Origin of the sequence: Cardiobacterium valvarum, assembly GCF_900460955.1 — a bacterium.
In the GTDB taxonomy this organism is placed as follows: Bacteria; Pseudomonadota; Gammaproteobacteria; order Cardiobacteriales; family Cardiobacteriaceae; genus Cardiobacterium; species Cardiobacterium valvarum.
Genome location: NZ_UFUW01000001.1, coordinates 2,509,244 through 2,535,830 on the forward strand (window position 1 = coordinate 2,509,244; position 26,587 = coordinate 2,535,830).

A 26,587-nucleotide genomic window follows, 5' to 3' on the forward strand; every position below is an offset into this window, starting at 1 on the left:
CATGAAAGCCTACGAAGGACTCGCCGCTTCCCCCGGCATCGCCATCGGCCAAGCCTGGATCTTCCGCCCGCAGACCCCGAACATCGACACCCGCACCATCAGCGAAGACGAAGTCAAAAACGAATACCGCGCCTTCCGCAATGCCCAGGCCAAAGTGGATGCGCACCTCGAAGGCCTCTACAACCGCGTCCTCGAAAAACAGGGCGAACACGAAGCCGCCATCTTCGAAAGCCACCGCGAACTGCTCGCTGACGAAGAACTCGATAACGACATCCAGGCGCTGATCCGTGACGAACGCAAAACCGCCACCGCCGCCGTTAAAGAATACCTGGACCAGGTCGCCGAGACCATGCGCAACCTCGAAGACGAATACCTGCGCGAACGTGCCGCCGAATTCGAAGACCTGCAAAACAACCTCCTCCTCGCCCTGAACGGCCTGCCCTTTGCCTCGCTGGCAAGCGCCCCGCCGGACAGCATCATCTTCGCCGAAGACCTCACCCCGTCCGAAACCGCGCAGCTTGACCCCGACAAAGTGCGCGGTTTCGTCCTCGAACATGGCGGACTGACCAGCCACGTTGCCATCCTCGCGCGCAACCTCGGCATGCCGGCTGTCATGGGCGTGCGCAGCATCATGGACGAAGTTACGAGCGGCAGCACCGCCCTGCTCGACGGCGACACCGGCCACCTCGTCCTCAACCCGGACGAACAGACGCGCAACATCTATACCAACAAAAAAGCCCAGCAAGACGCGCAAAAAGCCGAATACGCCAAACTGCACGGCAAACCGGCGACCACCCTGGATCACAAAACCTTTGCGCTCTACAGCAACATCGGCTCGCCGAACGACCTGCACCTCATTGACGAAAACGGCAGCGAAGGCATCGGCCTCTTCCGCAGCGAATTCCTCTTCATGGAAAGCAAACAGGCGCCGAGCGAAGACCAGCAATACGCCATCTACCGCAAAGTCGCCGAACATATGAAAGGCAAGACCGTCATCCTGCGCCTATTGGACATCGGTGGCGACAAACCGCTGTCCTACCTCAACTTCCCGAAAGAAGAAAACCCCTTCCTCGGCTGGCGCGGCGTCCGCCTCTACAAAGACAACCCTGAAGTCTTCCTGAGCCAAATCCGCGCTGCCATCCGCGCCGCCGCTTACGGCGACCTGTGGGTGATGATCCCGATGGTCATCAGCCTGGAAGAACTGCGCTGGGTCAAACAACAAATCGCCGAACAATCCGTCAAACTCGAAGCCGAAGGGCGCAACCACAACCCGCACCTCAAAGTCGGCATCATGATTGAAACGCCGGCCTCGGCGCTCATTGCCGAACAACTCGCTACCGAAGCGGCGTTCTTCAGCATCGGCACCAACGACCTCACCCAGTACACCCTTGCGGTGGACCGTGGCAACACCAAAATCAGCGACCTCTACGACGGCCTGCATCCGGCCGTGCTGCGCCTGATGAAAATGACCTGCGACGCCGCACACAAAGCCGGCATCGATGTCGGCATCTGCGGCGAAATGGGCGGCCAGCTCGAAGCCACCCCGCTCCTCGTCGGCATGGGATTCAACGAAATCTCCATCAGCGGCAAAATGCTGCCGGCGGTCAAATACGCCATCAGCAAACTCCAATACGACGAATGCCGCACCCTGCTCAACAACGCCATCGCCGCCGAAGATGCGGAAGCCGTGCGCAAACTGCTGCTTGGCGTCAAACACTGACTTACCCGGCGCAGACAAAAAAGCGGGCTTCAGCCCGCTTTTTTATACCTGCCTTCCGGCAAGACGGTGAATTTAAGAGCGTTCCTGTTTGCAGCAACCGCCTTCAATCATTACACGCCATTCCATTCATCTACCCGAAACAACGTGTTAATTTCACAAAATTTCAGCAAACTAAACAAAAAAACAACTACAATATCTCGCTCAAATACACACTGAAGGATATTCTCATGCCCCGAGGCGCCATCTATCACTCGCAAGCCCCTTTATCGTCACATGACGGCAGAGGGGCTTTTTCATAACTGGCTGCATTCAGTAGCCGCTTGCCCATGAAATCCCTGCATGCCGCTTGCCCAATGCTTACCGCAAGATACCCGGAAAAATGCAGTGGTTACTCCACTCACATCATCCTGAAGCACAAAGGAATTCTCCATGAACACTTTCTACAAAAGTTTTAACTTCACCTGGGCACTCAGCCTGTTTGGCACCGCTGTCGGCGCGGGTGTACTGTTCCTGCCGATTAATGCCGGCATGGGCGGGTTTTGGCCGCTCATCATCATGACCATCCTTGTCGGGCCGATGACCTATTTCGCGCACCGTGGTCTCGCGCGTTTTGTCCTCTCGTCCCAAAATCCGGGGCAGGACATCACTTATGTGGTACAGGAACACTTCGGCAAGACAGGCGGACGCCTCATCACCCTGCTCTATTTCCTCGCGATTTATCCGATTCTGCTGATTTATGGCGTTGGCATCACCAACACGGTGATTTCTTTCATGGAACACCAGATGCACATGGCGCCACCGTCACGCGCGGTCGTGTCCTTTGTCCTTATCGGCGTGATGATTGCCATCATGCTCACCAACGAAAACTTCATTTTGAAGGTGACGAACTGGCTGGTCTATCCGCTAATTGCGATTCTGTTCGGCCTCACGCTGTACCTCATCCCGCACTGGAATGGCGCGATTCTGCGCGAAGTGCCGTCCGCCCGTGATTTTGTCTCGACACTGTGGCTGACGATTCCGGTACTGGTTTTCGCCTTTAACCATTCACCAGCGATTTCCAGCTGTGCCGTATCCCACGCGCACCATTTCCCGCAAGGCAGCGATACTGACCGCGAAATCAGCAAAACACTGCGGCAGGCGGCGGTGATGCTGGTCGCCTTTGTCATGCTCTTTGTGTTCAGCTGCGTCCTCAGCCTTACCCCAGCCGACCTCTCCCAAGCGAAAGCACAGAATATTTCCATCCTCTCGTACCTCGCCAACCATTTTGACAACCCCATCATTTCCTACTTCGGCCCGTTCGTCGCCTTCCTCGCCATCAGCAGCTCGTTTTTTGGCCACTATTTCGGTGCGCGCGAAGGACTGGAAGGACTAGTCAATCAACTGCTGGATAAACCCATCGAGCCGAAAAAGTTCCAGAAAATCAGTGCCGCATTCTTCATGATCACCCTGTGGATCGTCGCCATTCTCAACCCCAGCATCCTCGGCTTCATCGAAAGCCTGAGTGGACCGGTGATTGCCATGATCCTCTTTATCATGCCGATGTACGCTATCCGCCATGTACCCGCACTGCAACGGTTCCGGGGCACGCCGAGCAACGTCTTCGTGGTCGTCATGGGTAGCATTGCCATCTCTGCCGTGGTTTACAAACTGTTCTGAGGTATTACCATGATCAGCGTCTTTGACATGTACAAAATCGGCATCGGCCCTTCGAGCTCGCATACCGTCGGCCCGATGAAGGCCGGACGACAGTTCATTGACGACTTGCTCGCTACCGGACAACTTGCGCGCACCGACCACATCCGTGCCGATGTCTATGGCTCGCTGTCGCTGACCGGACGCGGCCACAATACCGACCTTGCCATCCTGCTCGGCCTGATGGGTTACCGCCCGGACACTGTCGATATCGAATACATCCCGCAGGCGGTTGACGCGGTGAAAACGAACGGCCGCCTCACCCTGAACGAAGCCGATCCCGACAATAGCCAAACCATCACCTTCGACTTCAAGGTCGATATGCCCTTCCACCGCAAATTTCTGCCGCTGCACGAAAACGGCATGACCCTCACCGCTTACGCGGGCGAAGAAGTGTTACTCACCAAGACCTACTACTCCATCGGCGGCGGCTTCATCGTTGACGAAGAAAACTTCGGCAAAACCACAGCAAGTGCGGTGCAAGAACCCTTCCCCTACCACAACGCGGCAGACATCCTGCGCCACTGCGCAGAGCAGGGTCTCTCCATCTCCTCGCTCATCCGCAAAAACGAACTGGCGCTACACAGCGACGAAGAACTGCGCATCTACTTGCAACGCGTCTGGCAGACCATGGCCGCCTGCATCGAGCGCGGTCAGTACGCCGAAGGACTGCTGCCGGGGCCGCTGAGAGTGCCGCGCCGCGCCTGCGGCCTGCGCCACATCCTCGAATCGCGCAGCGTGCAGGATCCGATGGAAGTAATGGACTGGGTCAACATGTTCGCGCTGGCAGTGAACGAAGAAAACGCTGCCGGCGGGCGGGTCGTAACCGCACCGACCAACGGCGCCTGCGGTATCGTTCCGGCGGTACTGGCCTACTACGACAAATTCATCCACCCACTGACCCAGGAAACCATCGAACGCTACCTGCTCTCGACCAGCGCCATCGGCACACTCTACAAAATGAACGCCTCCATAAGCGGCGCAGAAGTCGGCTGCCAGGGCGAAGTCGGCGTCGCCTGCTCGATGGCGGCAGCGGGGCTGACGGAAATCATGGGCGGTACACCGGAACAAGTGTGCATGGCGGCAGAAATCGGCATGGAACACAACCTCGGCCTCACCTGCGACCCCGTCGGCGGGCAAGTACAAGTGCCGTGCATTGAGCGTAACGCCATCGGCGCGGTGAAAGCGATCAACGCCAGCCGCATGGCACTGCGCCGCACCAGCGCACCACGCGTCACCCTCGACAAAGTCATCGAGACCATGTACGAAACCGGTCGCGACATGAACGCGAAATACCGCGAGACCTCCACCGGCGGCCTTGCGGTGAAAGTGCCGTGTGACTGAGTGCTTCGGTAGTACGAAAGGTGGGCCTTGGCCCACCTTCGCATAGAGGAAAGATAACGGCGCAGAAGTGTTTTTTCTTTCCTGTCGTAATAGTTATAGTAGGGACGACGGTTGCGGGTGGGGCACCGGCGGCTTATCTCCTTTTTCTGCCGGTGCCGCGCCTGCGACCGTCATCCAGCCGCGTCAGGCGGCATTCTTTCACGCAACCGGAGAACCCGATGTTCAAGCAAACCGCCCTGCTGTTCGTCTGCGCCTTGGCGCTTGCCGCCTGCGACAGCGAAAAACCGAAAACCACCCCGCAATCGGCCGAGGCCCGCGCCGACAACCCCATGCTGAAATTCCAGGATGAAACCGTCGGCAAGGCGGAGAAAGAACTCAACAAGGGATTGGAGAATACCCAGCAGCGTCTGAATAACGCAGACAAGCAGTAACAGTGCTGCATAAAAAAATCCCCGCCGGAGCGGGGATTTTTTGTGGGCGGTTTTCAGCCGACGTTCACGCCGTACTGCTGGCACAGCGCATACAGGCCGCCGGAGTAGCCCTGGCCGATGGCGCGGAATTTCCATTCGCCGTCGCGGCGGTAGATTTCGCCGAAGACCATTGCCGTCTCGGTGCTGTAATCCTCGGAGAGGTCGAAGCGCAGCACTTCCTGTCCGGTTTCGTGATTGACGAGGCGGACGAAGGCGTTGCTCACCTGGCCGAAGTTCTGACGGCGGATTTCAGCGTCGTGGATGGTAACGGTAATGAAGAGCGAGCTGATGTTCGCCGGCAGCTTGTCGAGCTGGACGAGGATGCTTTCATCGTCACCGTCGCCATCGCCGGTCAAGTTATCGCCGGTGTGCTCCACCGCGCCTTCCGGCGAGCGCAGCTGGTTGTAGAAGATGAAGTAGGCGTCGGAGGGGACTTTCTTGTTGTCGCCGGTCATGAACAGGCTGGCATCAAGGTCGAAATCGGCCCCGTCGCTGCTGCGTGCGTCCCAGCCGAGGCCGATCATCACCTGGCGCAGGCTGGGGTCGGTTTTGCTGAGGGAGACGTTTTGTCCTTTATTGAGGGAGATAGCCATGGGGATTTCCTTGCGGGTAGTGGGTTATTTTTTCTCTTCCGCCTTTTCCGGATAGAGCACCGAGGCAACAACGCCTGCGGCCAGCACGACGAGGACGACGATGAGCGAGGCCACCGGCGAGATGTCGAAGCCGTGATGGAAAAGGTGGTTGGTGGCGGAAAGGGCCAGCTTGGCGGCGATGAAGAAGAGCAGGACGATGACCGCTTTTTCGAGGTGGACGAGGTAGCCTTTCAGTGCTTCCAGCACGAAATACATCGTCCGCAAACCAAGAATGGCGAACATCATCGCGCTATAGACAATCAGCGGCTCGCGCGACACGGCAATCACAGCCGGGACGCTGTCGAAGGCAAACATCACGTCGGAGATTTCAATCACCGCGAGGCAGAGCAGGAGCGGGGTGGCGACCCAGGCACCTTTTTTCATCGCCTGCGGGTGGCTGCGTTCGGGGTGCTTGGTGTCTTCGCCGGCGAGTTCGAGGTGCTCCGTCGGCGCTTCCGCCTGGGCTTTTTCCAGTTCGTTGCCATTCAGGAAGAAGCTGTGCCCGTAGAGACGCGGCCACACGGGGAAGAAGCGGTGCACCCAGCGATAGGCGATGTGGTCGGAATAGTCTTCGATTTCTTCACCGTCATCGCCGCCGCTTTTCAGCATCATCACCGCCGTGTAGGCAACGACCAGGGCGAAGATGATTTCGACGTAGGGGCCGAGGGCAAGCAGGCCGGTACCGATGGCGACAAAAATCATGCGGAAGATGATGGCGCCGATGATGCCCCAATAAAGGACGCGGTGGCGGTAGCCTTCGGGGACTTTGAACCAAGTGAAAATGGCCATCATCACGAAGAGGTTATCGACGGAAAGCACTTTTTCCAGGGCATAACCGGTAATGAAGAGGCTCGCTGCCGTCGCGCCGTGGTGCCAGGCGAGGAAGCCGGCAAAGGCGAGCGAGATAACGATCCAGAAGACCGTCCACAGCGAGGCGCTTTTCAGGCTCATCGGCTTGTCATCGCGGTGTGCATGCAGGTCGATGAAGATGGCGCCGATGGAAAGGACGGCGAAAACGGCCACAGTTTCAATGGGGAAACCGAGGTGGTGGGTGGCATCAATAGGGGTTGTCATGAGGTTCCTTGGCAAAGGTGGGGAAAAACGCCGCCCAAGCGGCGGCGGGGCGCGCATTATACTGAAAATGTACGGGTTTTCTCGTAAGCGGTGGTTAACGTAGCGTGAGAATCGGCCAGGGCATAAATCATGCCTGCGCCCGCCAAGCGACGTAAATGCTGGACCCGCTCAGGCGCGGCAAGCGTCAATCGCCTGGCGGATGGCTTCCGCAGCGACGCCGCCATCGATGCCGCTGTCGCAGAAGTGTTGCGGCAGGACAAGGCGCAGGATGCCGCCGCGCGTTTTTTTGTCGAGCTGCATTTTGTCGAGGATGGCGGCAGTGGTGATCTCAGCCGGGATGGTGGCCGGCAGGTCGTAAGCGGCAAAAAGCGCGGCGGTGCGGACGGCGTCTGCGTCACTAACGCGGTCAAGGATGACGCCAAGGCGGGTAGCGATGACGCTGCCGATGGCCACCGCTTCGCCGTGTTTCCAGCGCTTGTAATGGGTCAGCGCTTCGAGGGCGTGGCCGAAGGTGTGGCCGTAGTTGAGTAGCGCCCGCACGCCCTGTTCGCGTTCGTCAGCGGCGACGATCGCCGCCTTGTTGGCGCAGCAGTGGGCAATCATTTCCGCCAGCAGGGCGGGATCGTGGGCGCGGATGCCGTCGCGGTTTGTTTCGAGCCAGGTGAAGAAACTGGGGTCGTTGATAAGGCCGTATTTGATGACTTCGGCCATGCCGGCGGCATATTCGCGTGGCGGCAGGGTGGCGAGGGTGGCGGTATCGATGAGCACGGCCTGCGGCTGGTGGAAGGCGCCGATGAGGTTTTTGCCCTGCGGGTGGTTGACGCCGGTTTTGCCGCCCACCGAGGAATCGACTTGCGCCAGCAGGGTGGTTGGGATTTGCAGGCCGGTGATGCCGCGCTGGTAGGTGGCGGCAGCGAAGCCCGCAATGTCGCCGGTGATGCCGCCGCCGAGGGCGATGATGAGGCTATCGCGGTCGTAGCGGGCGGCAACGAGGGCATCGAGGATTTGTGCGTAGCTGGCGAGGTTTTTGTGCGCCTCACCGTCAGGCAGGTGTACGGTGATGACGGTTTTGTCGGCAAGGGCGGCAGTAAGCGGGGCGAGGTAGTGGCGGGCAACGTTGTCGTTGGTGACGATGCAGATTTGCCGCTGCGGGATGATAGAGGCGAGCAGGTCGCGGTCGTGCAGGAGGCCGTGGCCGATGTGGATGGGGTAGCTGCGCGCGGCGCCGGCAGGCAGGTTGACGGTGAGGGTGTTCATAGGGCTCCTATGGTGTGGATGTGGGTGATATTAGAGGAGAGAAATTGAGTATGACTATCTTGCCTAGCGAAAGTTCAGGATCTTTAATTGCCATAATTTTCACCATCATACTTAGATAAAGATTAGTTGTTTAATTCTTATGATCCCATCAAATCATCTGAATATAAAAAATGATAGATCTCCTCTAATTTGAAGAATAAAAAGTAAATTTTCTCAACTCCGCCTATAGCAATACAGTTATAATATCTATTTGTCTTATCACACAATTTACTACATAATTCTTTATCAAATGAAATACAAACTTTTACTTTTACTTCCACTTTTTCTTTTTCTCTACTTGTTGCTAATAGGTATTTATAAAAATATTCAAATTCTACTTGCTTATTCCCACAAAAATCACTGAATGATATCTGTTCCTCGAAGGGTACTATATCAAAATCATAAATATCTCTAGCAGATAGAAATTTTTCTATTTCTTTCTGAAATAGACAAGTAAATATTTTATTGCATTTATTCAACTTTATTCCAATAACAAAATTGCTTATAAAAGTATCATGCATCTAAGTAAACCTCCTGTATCATGTAAAAATCTACATACATAATCTCAATGCCCGATATATTTGTTTCTTTAGCCGCAAAAAAGGGATAATCTTGTGATTTCGTATAAAATGGCAATCCAAATTGACTTCTTATCTTTTTTTCTTGGTAAGTTTCTTGACTAGAAAGACAAAATTCATATACCAATTGCTTGTTAATATCAAGCATTGATTTTTCAGATTTTTTATTAAAGAAATTGAGTGGCAAATATTTCCAATCTATAATATAAATATCTGCTTGATTACTATCTTTAGATTTCATTCCTTTTTGAAAAAATTTATCCAGCATCAAACTTAACTTATCTTTTTCTATATTTTTTATAGAAAAAGAGTATTTATTTTTTGGAAGAAAGCGAGATTGTCGGGAGATTATCTTATGTTGGCGAAAAAGATTGCTACGTAATCTATCAAGAAATTCAAAAAATGTGTTAGAATGATATCCATCTCTAAGTGTAAATCTAACTTCCTCATATATATGAGAAAAACTACTTTCTTTAATGTGTCTACGTATACTTTCATTATAAAGTTTCTCAATTTCACTATTAACTAAAAATTTTTCTCTATTCTCTAGAACCATATCAGGGCGCATCCAGCGTTTTTTGTCATTAAATTCAATATAAAAAGGATTATAAAAATCTTTATTTACATACACCCAATATCCGCCAAATTTTTTCTTTATTAATCCCTCTTTATTAATAGGTGTCAGAGTATCGCAGTACAATATATTTTGATTTTCTCTCTTACTTGCCATGTAATAATTACACATATCTTCCCAGACTTGAGAAAAATTATTAATTCCCCAGAAGCCTTCTTCATTATTATCTATATTTGCTTCTAATTCCCCATATAGAAATTTTTCTATCGCTTCATAAATCAACCAATAGTGATTATTTTTATATGGTGTTAAGTTATGTATTTTATTTAGAACATCTTTGAGTGTTAAAACAGTAGAAATAAAAGAATTTTCATTAAATAAACCTTGATTATAAGAGAGATATTTCGCAGAAAAAGATGCTGATATATCTGCTATAGCAACATCCAAGTCTACTTTTAATTCAACGGCAAGCTCTTTATAAATATAACAGTACATCTCAATTAAGTCTGAAGGAATATCCTTTATTACATTTCTCTTATCTAATGAAAACTCTACAAATATGGCATTGTTTTTTTGGTAAATACCCTTATCAATTAAATAATCTATTCTGGAATAGTCTACATCTTCTGTTAGTCCAATTTCCCTAACTAAGGTAGCAATTTCCAGTTCTTTACAGAGATCCATAATACTATCAATAGCATCTATTTTGCTATACAGAATTACTTCTTCATTATTTTCTTTATTAACAAATCTATATGAAAGATCATTATTTATTATTAAATTATCCTTAGATTGTGGCCTTTCATCAGAAATATTATCTAATTTATTTGTATAAATATAACGAAATTTTTTAAATGTTCTATACATCCTAAAGAATAATTCTTTAACATTATTATATGTTTCTTCAAAATTATCAAACCCCTTAGGAAGGCTAAAAACCAAATTACCGCCCCGATCTCTTCTAATTCCTACAAAAGATCCATATCCTTCCAGTTCTTCACCTTTAACTATTTTTATTTTATTAAAATCAAACATGATATTCTTTTATAGCATTAATGAAACCATCTACCTTTGATGAAAAATCCCCAAAAGTTACTAGTTTATTATTATTCAATAACTCCATAAGCGGCTTTTTATCTCGAGAAAAAACACTATCCCAAATAAAAAACATCAGTTTATTCTGAATATCCGCTTTAGAAATTATTTCATTTTTTATGAAATATTTCCCAATTTGTTTATCCTCTATTCCGCGAATATAATTATTATTATTTTTAATAAAGGCGTTAATATTGTTGACAAACTTTCCCCACTCCTGTCGATCTATAAATGCATTACCTGGACTTTTTATTAGATTAGAGTCTATATCTACAAACTCCCAATCCCACCGTCTTTTAAAAGCTGAATCCATATGATATATGGAGTTATCAGATGTATTCATCGTTGCAACAATAGATAAATTAGGTGGTATTTTTATTGTTTTATTAATTAAATCAAAATTTAAGAATGAAATTTTATTCTGAAGAGTCTCTAATTTTTTAACCCCATCATAAGGCAATAATCTATATTCATCTATTTCTTGATTCTTATCATAAGTAAAACTACATCCTATTAGTTCTAATAATCTAATAAACATAATACCATTAATACTAGTATTGTAACTTGACCACCCATCATTATCTCTATCTAGAAGTTGGAATATAGAACCGAAAATAGCAGATGAGTTTCCTCTATTAATCTCATCAATTACCAATATAACGTTTTCAATCTCTTTACTTTCATCCTTATTTCCTTGTTTATCATATACTTTCAAAATATTTTTATATGCTTGACTTAGAGCTTTCAAAAAATGTCCTTCGTAAAAATTATATTCTACTTGCCCTGCCTTTGTCATAGGTAATAGTTTTCCCATAAAGTCTCCAAAAGTGTATTCAGGATGAAATACCGCCTTAATAACATTTTCTGGATTTTCAGAGATATTAATTCCTAATTCATTAGGGATAATATTTTTATCCACTAAATAGCTCTTTCCTGTACCAGGACTACCAAAAATTATCTTTTGTATATATTTCATATGTTTCCTCCAAAAATTAATTGCATGCTTAATATTATCAATTTGTTAGATATAATCAATACCCGTCAAGCAGCGCCGCTGCGCTGCGCTGGCTGATAAAGCCGTCCGGGATTTGTCCGTTTGCGGTCTGCCACTGGCGGAAGGCGCTGCGTGTGTTCGCGCCGAGGATGCCATCGCTGCCTTTGGTGTCGTAACCGGCGGCGGTGAGTGCCTGTTGCAGGCGTTGCACTTCGTCGCGGCTGAGCGCCTGTTCGTCGCGCGGCCAGGCGGCCCTGATACTGCCGCTGTTGCCGCTGATGCCGTCGGCAAGCAGGCCGATGGCGAGGGCGTAGCTGGATGAGTTGTTATAGACCTTGATGGTTTTGAAGTTCGGGTAGAGCAGGAGCGCTGGTCCGCTGTGTCCGGCGGGCAGCCACAGGGTGGCTTGCAGGTTTTCCTGCGGCAGGGCGGCGCCGCTGGTTTGCCGCGCGCCAAGCTGGCTCCATTGCGCCAGCGGCAGGCTTTGGTCGGTGTAGCGGTAATCGAAGTCGGGGGCGAGGCTCACTTCGCGCCCCCAGCGGTGTCCACGCTGCCAGCCGGATTTGCTCAGGTAGTTGGCGGTGGATGCCAGTGCGTCTTCGATTTGCCACGGGTCACGGCGGCCATCGCCGTTGCCGTCCACGCCGTATTGCAGGAAGGTGGTCGGGATGAACTGGGTATGCCCCATGCCGCCCGCCCACGAGCCGCGCAGTTCGTCCCAGCTCACGTCGCCGCGCTCAATCAGTCGCAGCAGGGCGATGAGTTGTTGTTCGGCGAAATCGCGGCGGCGGCCTTCGTAGGCCAGGGTTGAGAGGGCCTGGATGAGGTCGATGTTGCCGGTGTTCGCGCCGTAGGCACTTTCCATACCCCAGAAGGCAACGATGTAGGACGCGCCGACGCCCGTCTGCGCTTCAATCTGCTGCAAGAGGCTGCGGTAGCGGGAGAGCTGGGCGCGGCCTTTCTGGATGCGGTCGTTGGAGACGGCATTGTCGAGGTACGCCCAGACCATTTTGTTCAGCTCCGGCTGTTTGCGGTCGGCGCTGACAACTTTTTCTTCGTAATGGGTGCGGGCGAGCAGTTGCCGGATGTCGCTGTCGGCGATACCGGCAGCGGCGGCGCGCTGGGCGAATGCCTGCTGCCATTCGGCGAAGTTCGCAGGCTGCGCCAGCGGCGGCGGGGTTTCCGGCTCAAGCGGTGGTGGTTGTTCGGGTTCAACGACCATGACCGGCGGACGCGTGCCGCAGGCGGTGAGCAGGTAGGCAATGGCGAAAACGAGGATGGAACGGAACAGGGTCATGACGGCAATCCGGCGTAAATGAAGAAGTGGTTAGGATAATGGCAGACGGACGGGGCGGCAATTTGTTGTCTGTAAACGATCGGCTTCCACGGCACACGCGGTGCAATTACCGGATAAACCACCCGCCAGTAACAAAAGCCCGAGAATCTCCCCCGCCGCAAGCGACTATAATCCGCCGCTTTTCCCACCCCGCATAAACCATGACCGCCCCCGATTTCACCACCGTCCGCAGCCAGGACCGCCACCCCCTGCAACAGCTCTACCGCCAACTGCGCGAACGCGAGCGGCGCGGCCAGCCTGCCGACCGGATGCGGGCGCGCTTTGCCGCTGACTACGCCGCCTCACAAGAAGCGGTCGCCGCGCGCCGTGCCGCCCTGCCTGCGCCGAAACTGAGCGCCAACCTGCCCGTACTGGCGGTTGCCGACAAAATCCGCCGCCTGATTGCCGACAACCAGGTCGTCATCATCAGCGGCGAGACGGGATCGGGGAAAACCACACAACTGCCACAACTCTGCCTCGCCCTCGGCCTCGGCGCGCGCGGCATGATTGCCCACACCCAGCCGCGCCGTATCGCCGCGCGCAGCGTCGCCGCCCGCATCGCCGAAGAACTGGACGAACCGCTTGGCGCCGCCGTCGGCTACCAAGTCCGTTTCGACGAAAAAACAAGCGACAACACCGTCATCAAACTGATGACCGACGGCATGCTGCTCGCCGAAACCCTGTCCGACCCCTACCTCGCCCGCTACGAAGTCATCATCGTGGACGAAGCGCACGAACGCAGCCTCAACATCGACTTCCTCCTCGGCTACCTGCGCCGCCTCGCCGACAAACGCCCCGACCTCAAAATCATCATCACCTCGGCCACCATCGACGCCGACAAATTCGCCGCCCACTTCAAAAACGCGCCCATCCTCAACGTCAGCGGCCGCACCTACCCCGTGGAAATCCGCTACCGCCCGCCGGGCGAAGACGAAGACAGCCCGGACGCCATCCTCCGCGCCGTCGCCGAACTCGACCAGCACGGACGCGGCGACATCCTCGTCTTCCTCCCCAGCGAACGCGACATCCGCGAAGTCGCTGACCGCCTGCGCCGCGAACAACTGCGCGATACCGACATCCTGCCCCTCTTTGGCCGCCTCTCGCTCGCCGACCAGCAGCGCGTCTTCCGCCCGCAAGCGGCGCGGCGCATCGTGCTTGCGACGAACGTCGCCGAAACCTCGCTCACCGTGCCGCGCATCAAAGCCGTCATCGACACCGGCACCGCGCGCATCAGCCGCTACAGCCTGCGCACCAAAACCCAGCGCCTGCCGATCGAGCCCATCTCGCAAGCCGCCGCCAACCAGCGCGCCGGCAGATGTGGCCGCACCGCCAGCGGCATCTGCATCCGCCTCTACAGCGAAGACGACTACCGCCAGCGCCCCGCCTACACCGAACCGGAAATCCTGCGTACCAACCTCGCCGCCATCATCCTGCAAATGCTCGTCCTCAAACTGGGCGACATCGCCGCCTTCCCCTTCGTTGACCCGCCCGACGCGCGGCAAATCAACGACGGCTACCGCCTGCTCTTCGAACTGGGCGCCACCAACGAAGCGCGCCGCCTCACCCCGCTTGGGCGACAAATGGCGCACCTGCCGGTTGACCCCCGCTTCGCGCGCATCATCTACGCCGCCGAAAAAACCGGCTGCCTGCAAGACGCCGTCATCCTCATCGCCGCCCTCTCCATCCAGGACCCGCGCGAACGCCCCTACGGCCAAGAAGCGCGCGCCGACCAAAAACAGGGCGAATTCGCCGACAAAACCAGCGACTACCAAACCCTGCTCAACCTCTTCGCCGCCTACCAGCGCGAACGCCGCACCGCCAGCAACAACCGCCTGCGCGCCTGGTGCAAAAACTACTACCTGAACGCACAACGCATGCGCGAATGGCGCGAACTCGCCAACCAGCTCATCCGCGACCTGCGCGAACAAAAACTGCACCTTGATGCCGTAGCCCCTCCCGCACCACAAAACGACCTGCCGGACGGCGCCAAAGGCCGCCTCGCCTACGACAACCCGCAACTTGACACCCTGCACCGCGCCCTGCTCACCGGCTTCCTCGACCAAGTCGGCCTCTGGGACGAACAAACCCGCGACTACCTGCGCCCGCGCCACGCCCGCTACAGCATCTACCCCGCCTCCGTGCTCGCCAAAAAACCGCCGCAAGCCATCATGGCCGCCAGCGTCGTCGAAACCCAGCGCACCTACGCGCGCACCTGCGCCCCCATCCAGCTGGCTGACCTCGAACACATCGCCGCCCACCTCGTCAAACACACCTACACCAACCCCCATTGGAGCAAAAAAGCCGGCAACATCCTCGCCACCCAAACCACCCTGCTCTACGGCCTGCCCATCGTCGCCGGACGCAACGTTCCCTACGCCCGCCACGACCCTGCGCTCGCCCACGACATCTTCATCCAGGACGCCCTCGTTCCCGGCGACATCCACACCAAAAGCGGCGTCATCGCCAAAAACCGCGCCCTCATCGAAACCCTCGAAGAACGCGAACACAAAACCCGCAGCCGGGGCATCCTGGCGGACGAAGCCCAACAAGCCGCCTGGTACCACGCCCGCCTGCCCGAAAACATACACAGCACCGTCACCCTCGAACAATGGCTCAAACAGCACGGCGAAGCGGCGCTCACCATGCGTGAAGCCGACCTGCTGCTGGTGGACGACACCCCCAGTGACGCCGACTACCCGGAAAGCCTCACCCACCACGGCCAAAAACTGCGCCTCGAATACCACTTCGAACCGGGCGGCAGCGCCGACGGCGTCACCCTCTGCGTGCCACTCCCCGCCCTGAACGCGCTCAACGCCGCCGACTACGAACGCCTCGTCCCCGCCATGCTGCCTGCCAAAATCGAAGCCATCCTGCGCGCCCTGCCCAAACAATGGCGGCGCCAACTCGTGCCCATCCCCACCATCGCCGCCGCCATCACCGCGCGCATCCAGGACACCCCCGACGCCCCGCTCATGCCCGCCATCCGCAACACCATCCACACCATCAAAGGCACCAACATCCCGCTGGACGCCTTCGACAACCTCAACATCGACGACCACCACCGCATGAACTACCGCCTGCTTGACGGCAAAAACCAGACCATCGCCGAAAGCCGCGACCTCGCCGCCCTGCAAGCGCAGTACAGCGACAGCGCTGCTGCCCAATTCCGCCGCCGCAGCCACAGCCGCTACGGCGGCGACCAGCCCGTCAACGACTGGCATTGGGACGAACTGCCCGCACAAGAAACCCTGCCGAACGGCATCACCGGCTACCCCGCCCTCACCCTCGAAAACGGCGAACGCCGCCTGCGCCTGCACGACGACCCGCAGCGGGCCGATGCCGCGCACCGCGCCGGCGTACACAGCCTGCTCGCCGACAAACTCCAAAACAAACTCAAATACCTGCGCAAAAACCTGCCCGGCTACACCCAAATGGCGCTGCACTACCGCAAAATCGGCAGCGACAGCACACTCGCCGACGACATCACCGCCCGCCTGCTCGAACACATCTGCTTCGCCGACGGCGTACCGCGCAGCCGCGCCGCCTTTGAAGCAGCCCTCGCCCGCGGCGAAGCCGGACTCATCCCCGCCGCGAACCAGCTTGCCGCCCAACTCACCCGCATCCTCGCCGCCTACAGCGACGCCAAACAACAACTGGGCAAACACAAACAACCCGCCATCCGTGACGACATCGAACAACACCTCGCCCGCCTCATCTACCCCGAATTCATCCGCGACACCCCGACCGCCGAACTGGACACCATCGAACGCGCCCTGCTCGCCACCCAAAAACGCCTGGAAAAAAGCCGCCTCGACCCGCTCAAAGACCTGCAACGCCAACAAGACCTCGCGCCGTGGGAAAGCCGCCTGCAACAAGCCATGCAAAAAACCGGCATCGCCCACCCCTACCAGAAAACCCCGCGCGGCCTCCCCGCCGCACACCACGCCGCCATACAGGACTACCACCGCCTGCTTGAAGCCTACCGCATCCAGACCTACGCCCAGGAAACCGGCAGCACCCTCAAAGTCTCACCCAAACGCCTCAGTGAGGCAGCAGAAAAACTGCCCTAACGCCACCCGAACAAACCCGCCCTCCGTTTTATCCCGCTTGGCGAGCCCAGTGTTTACGCCGCTTGGCAGCGATTTGAACCGTAGGGTGGGCTTTAGCCCACCATGCCATCGCAACATCGTTTTGCGGTGGGCCAAGGCCCACCCTACGCAACCCCAGCATTTATCCCGCTTGGCGGGCCCAGTATTTACGCCGCTTGGCAGCAATTTGAACCGTAGGGTGGGCTTTAACCCACCATGCCATCGCAACATCGTTTTGCGGTGGACCAAGACCCACCCTACGCAACCCCAGTATTTATCCCGCTTGGCGAGCCCAGTATTTATCCCGCTTGGCAGCGGTTTGAACCGTAGGGTGGGCTTTAGCCCACCATGCCATCGCAACATCGCTTTGCGGTGGACCAAGGCCCACCCTACGCAACCCCAGCATTTATCCCGCTTGGCAGCGATTTAAACCGTAGGGTGGGCTTTAGCCCACCATGCCATCGCAACATCGTTTTGCGGTGGGCCAAGGCCCACCCTACACGCCCCCAGTATTTATCCCGCTCGGCGCGCCGTCATGGTGCCGGTTGCAGTTTCACCGTGGCCGGTTTTTGCTGCGGGTTTTGCAGGCGGATATGGATGCGGGCGTGGTTGCCGGCGCGGTCGGTGGTCTCGATATCGTAGTCGCCGTCGCCTTCCGGTTGCCACAGGGTTTGCGGGGTGTGGCTCTGTCCCAGCAGTTCGCGGTTGACCAGCCACAGGTAGGGCGGGTTGTTGCCGTTGGTTTGCAGGGTGATGGCCTGTCCCCGGTTTTCGATGATGGCACCGTCCACCGGTGCGGTGATGCGCAGGGCGGGCGCAGGCGGCGGCGTGCCGGTGTCGCCTTTGGTGTTCCAGGCGGCTTTCGGCGCGCTGTAGCGGCGCGGCGGGTTGGGGAGGAAGGCGATGATTTGCCGCATGATGGGGATGAGGGCATCGGCGCTGGCGCGCTGGTCGCTGTAGCCGCCGTCGGCGCGTCCCGCCCAGAGCAGCACGGTGTGGTCGCGGGTGTAGGCGATGGCCCACAGGTCGCGCCAGCCGTAGGCGGTGCCGGTTTTCAGGGCGACGGGTTCGGCGCCATAGGTGAGCGCGCCCCGGCTGTCGCCGACTTTTTGCAGGATTTGGCTGGTTTGCAGGCAGGCGCGCTGGCTGGCAAGCGGTGCGGGCAGTTCAGGGCGATAGGTGCAGTTGGCGAGTTTGCGGTAGAGGCCGGCGAGGTCGGTGGCGCGGATGCCGACGCCGCCGAGTGCCAGGGTAAGGTTGGGCGGGCTGTTGTCGAGGGTGGCGAGCGGCAGGCCGTTTTCTTCGAGCCAGCTCGCGAGGGTATCGGCACCGATGCGGGACAGCAGGCGCACCGCCGGGGTGTTGCGCGATTTTTGCAGGGCTTCGGCGAGGGTGATGCGGCCCAGGTATTGTTGGTCGTAGTTCGCCGGGTTGTAGCTGCCTTCAAGCGGGGTGTCGTCGATGAGGGTCTGCGGGTGCATGCGGTAGCGGTCCAGCGCGTAGAGGGTGATGTAGGGTTTCAGGGTGCTGCCGGGCGAGCGGATGGCGGTGAGCAGGTCGTTCGCGCCGAGGCGTTCTTTGTTGTGATACGCCGCGCTGCCGAGGTAGGCGCGGGTTTCGCCGCTGGTGTTGTCGAGGATGAGGGCGGCGAGGTTGCTGCGTGGCGGGCGTTGTTCGAGGGCGGCGCTGAGGGTGGTTTCGAGTTGGCTTTGCAGGCTGCGGTCAAGGGTGGTGCGGTGTTCGCCGCGTTTCTGGGCGAGGGCGGCGTAGTGCGGTGCGTGTTGCGGGAAGGGGTGCGGTGCGGGGTGCAGCGGTTCGCGTTTGGCGTTCTGCAGGGTTTCCTGGCTGATGATGCCGCGCGCGGCGGCGCTGTCGAGGATGCGGTCGCGCGCGGCGCGGGCGCGGACGGGGTCGGCCAGGCGGTTCGGCGATTGTGGCAGGGCGATGAGCCAGGCGGTTTCGCTGGTGGAGAGTTCGGCCGGGGCTTTGCCGAAGTAGTACCAGGCGCCGGCGCGGATGCCTTCGAGGTTGCCGCCCATTGGCGCGAGGGTGGCGTAGCAGTTGAGGATGGTCGCTTTGTCGTAGTGGTATTCGAGTTGCAGGGCACGCAGGCTTTGTTTGATTTTGCCGCCGAGGTCGTGCGCGGTGTGGTAGTTGAGGCGCGCCGCCTGCATGGTGAGGGTGGAGGCGCCGGAGACGGTGCGCCGTCCATGCAGGTTTTGCCACAGGGCGCGCAGGATGGCGCGGATTTCGATGCCGTGGTGCGCGTAGTAGCGGCGGTCTTCGTAGTTGAGCAGGAGTTTTTGGTAGGTGTCGGGCAGGGCGCCCGGCGGCAGGCGGCGTTTGCCGTCGGCGGTGAGATAGCTGTGCAGCACGGCGCCGTGGCGGTCGTGGACGACGGGCGAGTAGTCGGTGCAGGCGCGGATGTCGGGCGGGTAGGCACGGTCGAGACGCAGCAGGGTGAGGAGGGCGAGCAAGGTTGTCAGGCAAAGGCCGAGGATTATGTGGAAAATGGTGCGCTTCATTGGTTTGCGAGGTCGGTATGAAATTTTTGTTGTGGTTTGCGCTGGTCGCTTTTGTGGTATGGAAGATTGGCCGAGACTGGCGGCGTGCGCGCGGTGTGCAGGGGCGCCTGGAAGCGCGCGCGGCGGCGGAAGCGGCCTTTGAGCGGATTATGTTTTCGCTGGAATGTCAGCTCGCCAACGGCGAGATTGACGAGGCGCAGTTCCGTATTTTGCGCGAGCAGGCGTTTGCACGGCTGCAGCGGGCGTTGAAGGAGGCCGGTTTTTGAGGAAAGCCCCCGCCGCCTGGCGGGGGCTTTTTTCATGACGTAGCCGCACCGTTTTTGCGCCGGTCGGCGAGGTCGGCGGCGGCGGTGAAGATCACGTCCGAGGAGGAGTTGAGCGCGGTTTCGGCGCTGTCCTGGATGACACCGATGAGCACGCCGATGGCGATAACTTGCGCCGCGGTCTGCCCGTCAATACCAAGCAGCGAGCAGGCCATCGGGATGAGCATCAGCGAGCCGCCCGGCACACCCGATGCCCCTGCCGCGCCCAGTGTGGCGAGGAAGCAGAGGATGAGTGCGTTCAGGGGATGCACGGGGAGGTGCAGGGTGTGCGCAGCGGCCAGCGAGAGGACGGCGATGGTGATGGCGGCGCCCGCCATGTTGATGTTCGCGCCGAGCGGGATGCTGATGCTGTAGGTTTCTTCGCGCAGGCCGAGTTGTTCGCTGAGGTTGAGGTTGATCGGGATGTTCGCCGCCGAGCTGCGGGTGAAGAAGGCGGGGATGCCGCTTTGCACGAGGCAGCGCCAGACGAGCGGGTAGGGGTTTTGGCGCAGCATGATCCAGACGAGGAGCGGGTTCACGAGAAGCGCAACCACGGTCATGCTGCCGAGGAGGACGGCGATAAGGCGGGCATAGGTGGCAAAGGTGGAGAAGCCGGTGGTGGCGACGGTGGCGGTGACAAGGCCGAAGACGCCGTAGGGTGCGATGCGGATGACGATGCCGACGATGTAGTGGATGACGCGCGCGGCGTCGTCAAGGGCGATTTTGCTGGTGTCGCTGGCATGACGCATGGCGACGCCGCCGAGGATGGCCCAGGTGAGGATGCCGATGTAGTTGCCCTGTACGACGGCGTTGATGGGGTTGTCGGTGATTTTGAAGAGCAGGGTGGTGAGTACGGCCTTGAGGTTTTCCGGGGCGCCGGCGGTGTCTTCGGCAGCTTTGAGGTAGAGCTCGGTCGGGAAGATTGTGCTTGTGAAAACGGCGACGGCAGCAGCGGCAAAGGTGCCGGCGATGTAGAGGCCGATGATGTTTTTCAGGCCGCGCGCCCGTCCCTGGCGGTGGCGCGAGATGGCGTGGGTGATGAGGACGAAGACGAGGACGGGGGCGACGGCGCGCAGGGCTTTGGTGAAGAAGTCACCGAGGATCTGGAAGTATTCGGCGGCAGGGACGAGCAGGGTGCCGTGGGTCAGGGCGGCGCCGTAGAGGATATCTGTCAGGTAGTGGTTGAATGATAGGGGGACGACGGATGATAAGACCGGAGCCAGTGGACCATCGGGTTGCGGGATGCCGGTCTGCATGAGCAGGCTGCCAATAATGATGCCGAGCAGCATGGCGATGATGATTTGGCGGACGAGGCTGCGTCCTAGCCAGCGGAGGAGGTCGCGCATGATAGAGTTTCCTTGGGTGGTTGAAAGGGCGGATATATTACCTGTTTCTCACGCGCGCTCCGGGGTGTTTCGTGGCGGAACAACGCGGTGCCGCTACTTTTTGCTGCTATTTGTTGCCGCCTGACGGGCCCAGTGTTTACACCGCTTGGCGGATCCAGTGTTTACGCCGCTTGATGGGGCCAGTATTGATGCCGCTTGACGGCCTCACGGCTGAACCTTCAGCCTCCAAAGCCCCATCCCGGCAAGCACCAAACAAACGGCGGTTGCCCGCCGTTTGTTTCATTCCCCGCCGAGATAGCCGCCCGTCTGCCGTGCCCACAGCTGCGCGTAGATGCCACCGCTGGCCAGCAGTTGGTCGTGGCTGCCCTGTTCGACGATGCGGCCACCGTCCAGGATGACGAGGCGGTCCATCGCCGCGATGGTGGAGAGGCGGTGCGCAATGGCAATCACCGTTTTCCCTGCCATCAGGCGGTTCAGGCTGGTCTGGATGGCCGCTTCCACTTCGCTATCCAGCGCCGAGGTGGCTTCATCGAGAATCAGGATGGGCGCGTCTTTGAGCAGGACGCGGGCGATGGCGATGCGCTGCCGCTGCCCGCCGGAGAGTTTGACCCCGCGTTCGCCGACTTGCGCGTTGAGGCCGGTATTGCCGTAGCTGTCGGAGAGGCCGGCAATGAAGTCGCCCGCTTCCGCCTGTTCGATGGCGCGTTGCAGTTCTTCTTCGCTCGCGTCCGGGCGACCGTAGAGGATGTTGTCGCGCACCGAGCGGTGCAGCAGCGAGGTGTCCTGCGTCACCATGGCGATGTGGCGGCGCAGGCTGTCCTGGCTGACAGCAGCGATATTCTGCCCGTCAATGCGGATTTCGCCGCCGTCCAGGTCGTAAAAGCGCAACAGGGTGTTGACCAGGGTCGATTTGCCCGCGCCGCTGCGCCCGACCAGACCGATTTTTTCGCCGGGACGGATGTTGAGCGAGAGGTCGTGCAGGATGTGCGGCTTTTTCACGTCGTCCTGATGATAGCCGAAGCTGACGCGGTCAAAGGCGATTTCGCCGCGCGTGACCGTGAGTTCTTCGCAGCCGGGGCGGTCTTGCACGGCGATGGGGCGGGTCATCATCGTCATGCCGTCAGTAACGGTGCCAATGTTTTCCGAGAGGCCGCCGATTTCCCACATCACCCAGGTGGACATGCCGTTTAAGCGCAGGGCGAGGCCGCCCGCGACGGCAATCGCGCCGACACTGAGCGCACCGTGCATCCACAGGGTGATGCCGACCGCGCCAATCAGGAAGAAGAGCGAGTAGTTGAGGGTGAAGAGGCAGATATCCAGCGTCGAGACCATGCGGAACTGGCGGTACACGGTGGCGAGAAATTCGCGCATGGCGCCGCGCGCGTAGTCCGCCTCGCGCCGCGTGTGCGCGAAGAGTTTGACGGTGGCGATGTTGGTGTAGGCATCGGTGACGCGGCCGGTCATGGTCGAGCGCGCGTCCGCCTGTTCTTCGGCGACGCGTTTCAGGCGCGGCAGGAAATGGCTGATGATGGTGGCGTAGGCGGCGAGCCAGGCAAGCATCAGAAGCAGCATCGCCCAGTGCTGGCTGGCCATCAGCGCGATGATGGAAAAGAAATAGGCGACGACGTACACCATCACGTCCATGCAGCTGGTGGCGACAGCGCGCACGGCCAGTGCCGTCTGCATCACCTTCGCCGAGACGCGGCCGGAAAACTCGTCCTGATAAAAACTGAGACTCTGCCCCAACAGATAGTTGTGCATCCGCCAGCGCACCGCCATCGGCATATTGCCCATAATCATCTGGTTACGCGCGACAGTGCCGACGAGATTGCACAGCGGCAGCAGCACCAGTACCACGAGTGCCATGCCGGCAAGACGCCAGCCTTCCTCCTGCAACAGCGTATCGGGCGAGCGCGCGCCGAGCCAGTTGACGATGTCGCCGATAAAGCCGAACAGCAGCACTTCCAGCACGGCCACGCCGATGCCTGCCAGCATGATGATGACGAGCGGCGCATAAAAACCACGACAGTAATAACGGATAAAGGCAAACAGCCGCTGCGGCGGCGCCGGCGACCAGTCAGGCGGGAACGGCGACGTACGTTGCTCGATTTTGGCAAACATGGAAACCTCAGTGGTGAAGAAAGCCGGGGATTATAGCGCGGCGGCTGGAGGGGCTCGGCGCAGCACGTCCCGCCAGCCGCCGAGATAACGCAAGGCGAAGACAAACGGCGGCAAATACAGCACCGTGCAGAGCGCTGCCTCGCGCCACGCCGCCGCATCCACCGCTGCCTCGACGAAAAACCCCATCGGGCAGAACACCAGCAGCGGCGTCATCAGCAGACACAGAGCGGCGAAGAGTGAATAAATCACCGCCCGCAGCCGCCGTCCGTGTGCCCACAGCGTGCGCGGCGAGACGGCAGCGAAGCCCGCTTCATCCAGCAGGCGCGACAGCAGCGGATAAGCGGCCAGCACCATCAGCGGGAAAAAACACAGTTGCAAACCCAGGAAGAGCAGCACCCCGTCCGCCACGGGCGCGGCCAGAAACGCGGCTGCATCGGCAAACTGCGCGGCGAATACCGTGTCGCGTATCTCGATATTGAACCAGCCCGGCGCAATGGCAGCGTCATGCAGCACGCCGCTGTGCGCCCGCAACCCGTCAATAACACCGCCCAGCCAGGCGGGCTGCCATACCAATACCCCGTCTTGCAACCACGCGCCGAGAACAAACGTCTCGAACAGCAACAACGCCGCCACCAGTGCAAAAGCCCATCGCTGCTCACGGACGGGCAACCGCGCACCATCCAGATAACGGCGCAACAAAACATCTACCTGATGCACGGCATAAAACATCAGGGCGGCGAGAGCGAGGAAAACCGGGCTGTGTTGCGCGATATTCAGCACTGCATCCTGCCGCAAGGGAAAAGCAAACAGCCATTGCCCAATACAGACGATTGCCGCACACAAGGCGGACTGGCAGAGCATATAAAGAAAAAACGGATGGAAAGGCATGCCAATCCCCTTGATCTTAATAGAAAGATCTTCAATAACTGGCACAACAACAAACAGACTATCACTGCCATCACATATTGCTGCCGCACAGCTGACGGCACAAAACCATTCAGCGCCATTTTCTGCAAATATGCTTCGCGCTCGTCTTCATCATCTATCTCTGCTTTTGGGCCTGCGGCGATAGTCCTGCGAATCGCAGGGAAAATAAAAACTCGGCAAGCACGACAATGCCAATATAGGTCAGCATCTGATAGCCGAAATACGTTTCCATGGTGCGGACAGGACCATATTTCCATGCATAAGGGGTAGGCGGGTTAATCGGCGGACGCTTTACGGGGCGCATGAATCTCTCCTTAAGAGGAAAGGGCCGCATGCTATACTGCTTCGCCGAAAATTCCTGTAAAACCAGCAAAATATGCCCCGCCGAGAGACCCACATCACCCCCATCCCGACCCAATGGATCGGACCGCTTACCATCCGCGGCAACGCCGTGAACGACACCGTCCGCGTCCCGCTCGCCACCTACGAAACCCCGCTCTGGCCCTCCACCGCGCGCGGCGCGAAAGTCGCCGAACACTGCGGCGGCGTGCGCTGCACCCTGATTGACGACCGCATGGCGCGCAGCATCCTGCTCGAAGCGCCCGATGCCGCGACCGCCTACACCGCGCTGCAACAAATCCTCGCCGCGCGTGACGAACTCGCCGCCGTTGTCGCAGGAACAGGCCGCTTCGCCCGCCTGCTCGACCTGCACCACCAAATCGTCGGCAACCTGCTCTATCTCCGCCTCGAATGCGCAACTGGCGACGCCTCCGGACACAACATGGTGACCAAAGCCGCCGATGCCGTACTTTCCCACATCCTCGCCGTCCATCCCGAACTCGCCTACGGCTCCATCTCCGCCAACTACTGCACCGACAAAAAAGCCAGCGCAGTGAACGGCATCCTCGGCCGAGGCAAAAACATCATCGCCGAAATCACCATCCCGCGCCGCCTCTGCGAGCGGATGCTGCGCACCACACCGGAAAAAATCTGCGCGCTGAACCTGCGCAAAAACCACATCGGCGGGGCGCTTGCCGGCAGCATCCGTAGCGCAAACGCCCACTTCGCCAACATCCTCCTCGCCTTCTACCTCGCCACCGGCCAGGACGCGGCGAACATCATCGAAGGCTCGCAAGGCATCGTCCACACCGAAACACGCGGCGACGACCTCTATTTCAGCTGCACCCTGCCGAACCTCATCATCGGCAGCGTCGGCAACGGCAAAGGCGGCGGCAATGACGCCGTCGAAGCGCACCTGCATGCCCTCGGTTGCCGCGAAGACCGCCCCGCCGGCGAGAACGCACGCCGCCTCGCCGCCATTTGCGCCGCTACCGTCCTCTGCGGCGAACTGTCGCTGCTTGCTGCACAAACCAACCCCGGCGAACTGATGCGCGCCCATCTCGCCCTGGAACGCCGCGCATGAGCACCATCGGCCGGCGCAAACGCGAACACCTTGACGCCCTCGCGCAAGACCCCGCCATCGAGCGCGGCGGCAGCGGCTTTGCCGCCCTGCGCCTGACGCACCGCGCCCTGCCTGAGCTGGCGCTCGCCGACATCGACATCCGCTGCACCTTCCTCGGCAAAACCCTGCGCCTGCCGCTCCTCATCTCCTCCATGACCGGCGGCGATGACCCGGAAATACAGCGCATCAACCACAACCTTGCCGCTGCCGCCGAAACCTGCGGCGTGGCGATGGCCGTCGGCTCGCAGCGCGTCCAGTTCAGCGAAGTGGCGGCAGAAGCCAGCTTCCGCCTGCGCGACATTGCCCCCGACGCCGTCCTCATCGCCAACCTCGGCGCCGTGCAGCTCAACTACGGCTTTGACAGCAGCCACGCCCGCCGCGCCGTGGAAACACTGGCCGCCGACGGCCTCTACCTGCACCTCAACCCCCTGCAAGAAGCCGTGCAACCCGAAGGCGATACCGACTACCGCGATCTCACCGCCAAAATCGCCACCATCGTGCGCGAAACGCCCGTGCCCGTGCTGCTCAAAGAAGTCGGCAGCGGCCTCTCGCCTGCCGACATCACCCTCGGCAAACAGGCCGGCGTGCGCTACTACGACCTCGCCGGACGCGGCGGCACCTCTTGGAGCCGCATCGAACACCACCGCCGTCGTGACCCCGCCGACACCCTCGGCCTCACCTTCCAGGACTGGGGACTAAGCACCGTCGAAGCGCTGCGCCTCAACCGTGCTGCCCACCCTGACGTGACCCTGATAGCCAGCGGCGGCATCAGAAGCGGCATCGATATGGCCAAAGCCATCCTCCTCGGCGCCGAACTGTGCGGCATCGCCGCGCCCTTCCTCGCCGCTGCGCAAGAAAGCACTGCCGCCGTTATCGCCGCCATCCGCCGCCTCGAACGCGAATACCGCACCGCGCTTTTCCTCCTCGGCTGCCGCGACAATGCCGCCCTGCGCGACAACCACGCCCTGCTGCTAAGCCCGTAACGACGCGCCTTTGCGCCCTGCCGTTTCA

Annotated in this window: 20 protein-coding genes; 8 read left to right on the forward strand and 12 right to left on the reverse strand. The window is 58.0% G+C overall.

Features of this window, described 5'->3' with window-relative positions; genetic code table 11:
* Nucleotide 1: 1 nt before the first annotated feature.
* From ptsP to DY250_RS12205, 4 genes are all read left to right on the forward strand, one after another.
* The gene (gene ptsP, locus DY250_RS12190; RefSeq protein ID WP_115612514.1) at nucleotides 2-1,720 is read left to right on the forward strand and encodes a phosphoenolpyruvate--protein phosphotransferase; all 1,719 of its coding nucleotides are present in this window, start codon (nucleotides 2-4) and stop codon (nucleotides 1,718-1,720) included.
* A gap of 429 nt (nucleotides 1,721-2,149) precedes the next feature.
* Entirely contained in the window at nucleotides 2,150-3,376 is a 1,227-nt protein-coding gene (locus DY250_RS12195) for a serine/threonine transporter (protein ID WP_006984426.1), read from the forward strand.
* A gap of 9 nt (nucleotides 3,377-3,385) precedes the next feature.
* Nucleotides 3,386-4,756 carry an L-serine ammonia-lyase gene (locus DY250_RS12200; protein WP_115612515.1) on the forward strand — a complete coding sequence of 457 codons (1,371 nt, stop codon included), beginning with the start codon at nucleotides 3,386-3,388 and terminating at the stop codon, nucleotides 4,754-4,756.
* Between the two features lie 218 nt (nucleotides 4,757-4,974).
* Nucleotides 4,975-5,187 (forward strand): hypothetical protein, encoded by a 213-nt coding sequence (locus DY250_RS12205; protein ID WP_115612516.1) that lies wholly within the window; start codon nucleotides 4,975-4,977, stop codon nucleotides 5,185-5,187.
* Nucleotides 5,188-5,240: 53 nt separating this feature from the next.
* On the opposite strand, the gene DY250_RS12210 is transcribed toward DY250_RS12205, so the two are convergent.
* The 7 genes from DY250_RS12210 to DY250_RS12240 form a co-directional block, all read right to left on the reverse strand.
* Nucleotides 5,241-5,819 carry a TerD family protein gene (locus tag DY250_RS12210; protein WP_006984429.1) on the reverse strand — a complete coding sequence of 193 codons (579 nt, stop codon included), beginning with the start codon at nucleotides 5,817-5,819 and terminating at the stop codon, nucleotides 5,241-5,243.
* Between the two features lie 24 nt (nucleotides 5,820-5,843).
* Nucleotides 5,844-6,932: a TerC/Alx family metal homeostasis membrane protein gene (locus DY250_RS12215; RefSeq protein ID WP_115612517.1), complete on the reverse strand. Its 1,089-nt coding sequence runs from the start codon at nucleotides 6,930-6,932 to the stop codon at nucleotides 5,844-5,846.
* A 168-nt stretch (nucleotides 6,933-7,100) separates the two neighbouring features.
* Nucleotides 7,101-8,189, reverse strand: coding sequence for a 3-dehydroquinate synthase (gene aroB / locus DY250_RS12220; protein WP_115612518.1), 1,089 nt, complete (start codon nucleotides 8,187-8,189; stop codon nucleotides 7,101-7,103).
* A gap of 137 nt (nucleotides 8,190-8,326) precedes the next feature.
* Nucleotides 8,327-8,749, reverse strand: a complete 423-nt coding sequence (locus tag DY250_RS12225; protein ID WP_115612519.1) for a hypothetical protein — start codon at nucleotides 8,747-8,749, stop codon at nucleotides 8,327-8,329.
* Nucleotides 8,742-10,415 (reverse strand): hypothetical protein, encoded by a 1,674-nt coding sequence (locus tag DY250_RS12230; RefSeq protein WP_115612520.1) that lies wholly within the window; start codon nucleotides 10,413-10,415, stop codon nucleotides 8,742-8,744. The genes DY250_RS12225 and DY250_RS12230 overlap by 8 nt, the downstream gene beginning before the upstream one ends.
* Nucleotides 10,408-11,451 carry a restriction endonuclease gene (locus tag DY250_RS12235; protein WP_115612521.1) on the reverse strand — a complete coding sequence of 348 codons (1,044 nt, stop codon included), beginning with the start codon at nucleotides 11,449-11,451 and terminating at the stop codon, nucleotides 10,408-10,410. Before DY250_RS12235 ends, DY250_RS12230 begins: the two co-directional genes overlap by 8 nt.
* Before the next feature lie 55 nt (nucleotides 11,452-11,506).
* Entirely contained in the window at nucleotides 11,507-12,766 is a 1,260-nt protein-coding gene (locus DY250_RS12240) for a lytic murein transglycosylase (RefSeq protein WP_115612522.1), read from the reverse strand.
* Between the two features lie 200 nt (nucleotides 12,767-12,966).
* Between DY250_RS12240 and hrpA the strand changes: the two genes are divergently transcribed.
* Nucleotides 12,967-16,875: an ATP-dependent RNA helicase HrpA gene (gene hrpA / locus DY250_RS12245; protein ID WP_115612523.1), complete on the forward strand. Its 3,909-nt coding sequence runs from the start codon at nucleotides 12,967-12,969 to the stop codon at nucleotides 16,873-16,875.
* Nucleotides 16,876-17,426: 551 nt separating this feature from the next.
* Here the strand turns inward: hrpA and pbpC are convergent.
* Nucleotides 17,427-19,418, reverse strand: coding sequence for a penicillin-binding protein 1C (gene pbpC, locus DY250_RS12250; RefSeq protein ID WP_115612524.1), 1,992 nt, complete (start codon nucleotides 19,416-19,418; stop codon nucleotides 17,427-17,429).
* A gap of 17 nt (nucleotides 19,419-19,435) precedes the next feature.
* On the opposite strand from pbpC, the gene DY250_RS13810 reads away from it, so the two are divergent.
* Complete coding sequence (locus tag DY250_RS13810; RefSeq protein WP_147293522.1) at nucleotides 19,436-19,684, forward strand: hypothetical protein; 249 nt, start codon at nucleotides 19,436-19,438, stop codon at nucleotides 19,682-19,684.
* Between the two features lie 32 nt (nucleotides 19,685-19,716).
* Here the strand turns inward: DY250_RS13810 and sstT are convergent, their stop codons facing one another.
* The 4 genes from sstT to DY250_RS12280 all read right to left on the reverse strand — a co-directional run bounded on the left by sstT (nucleotide 19,717) and on the right by DY250_RS12280 (nucleotide 24,418).
* Nucleotides 19,717-21,066 (reverse strand): serine/threonine transporter SstT, encoded by a 1,350-nt coding sequence (gene sstT / locus DY250_RS12260; protein ID WP_115612526.1) that lies wholly within the window; start codon nucleotides 21,064-21,066, stop codon nucleotides 19,717-19,719.
* 279 nt (nucleotides 21,067-21,345) lie between these two features.
* A complete protein-coding gene (locus DY250_RS12270) occupies nucleotides 21,346-23,187 on the reverse strand; it encodes an ABC transporter ATP-binding protein (protein WP_115612528.1) in 1,842 nt (613 codons plus the stop codon).
* 30 nt (nucleotides 23,188-23,217) lie between these two features.
* On the reverse strand, nucleotides 23,218-24,075 hold the full coding sequence (locus DY250_RS12275) for a hypothetical protein (protein ID WP_115612529.1): 858 nt from the start codon (nucleotides 24,073-24,075) through the stop codon (nucleotides 23,218-23,220).
* A gap of 154 nt (nucleotides 24,076-24,229) precedes the next feature.
* Complete coding sequence (locus DY250_RS12280) at nucleotides 24,230-24,418, reverse strand: hypothetical protein (RefSeq protein WP_115612530.1); 189 nt, start codon at nucleotides 24,416-24,418, stop codon at nucleotides 24,230-24,232.
* Nucleotides 24,419-24,490: 72 nt separating this feature from the next.
* On the opposite strand from DY250_RS12280, the gene DY250_RS12285 reads away from it, so the two are divergent.
* Nucleotides 24,491-25,537 carry a hydroxymethylglutaryl-CoA reductase gene (locus DY250_RS12285; RefSeq protein WP_115612531.1) on the forward strand — a complete coding sequence of 349 codons (1,047 nt, stop codon included), beginning with the start codon at nucleotides 24,491-24,493 and terminating at the stop codon, nucleotides 25,535-25,537.
* A complete protein-coding gene (gene fni / locus DY250_RS12290) occupies nucleotides 25,534-26,559 on the forward strand; it encodes a type 2 isopentenyl-diphosphate Delta-isomerase (RefSeq protein ID WP_115612532.1) in 1,026 nt (341 codons plus the stop codon). The genes DY250_RS12285 and fni overlap by 4 nt, the downstream gene beginning before the upstream one ends.
* Nucleotides 26,560-26,587 lie beyond the last annotated feature (28 nt).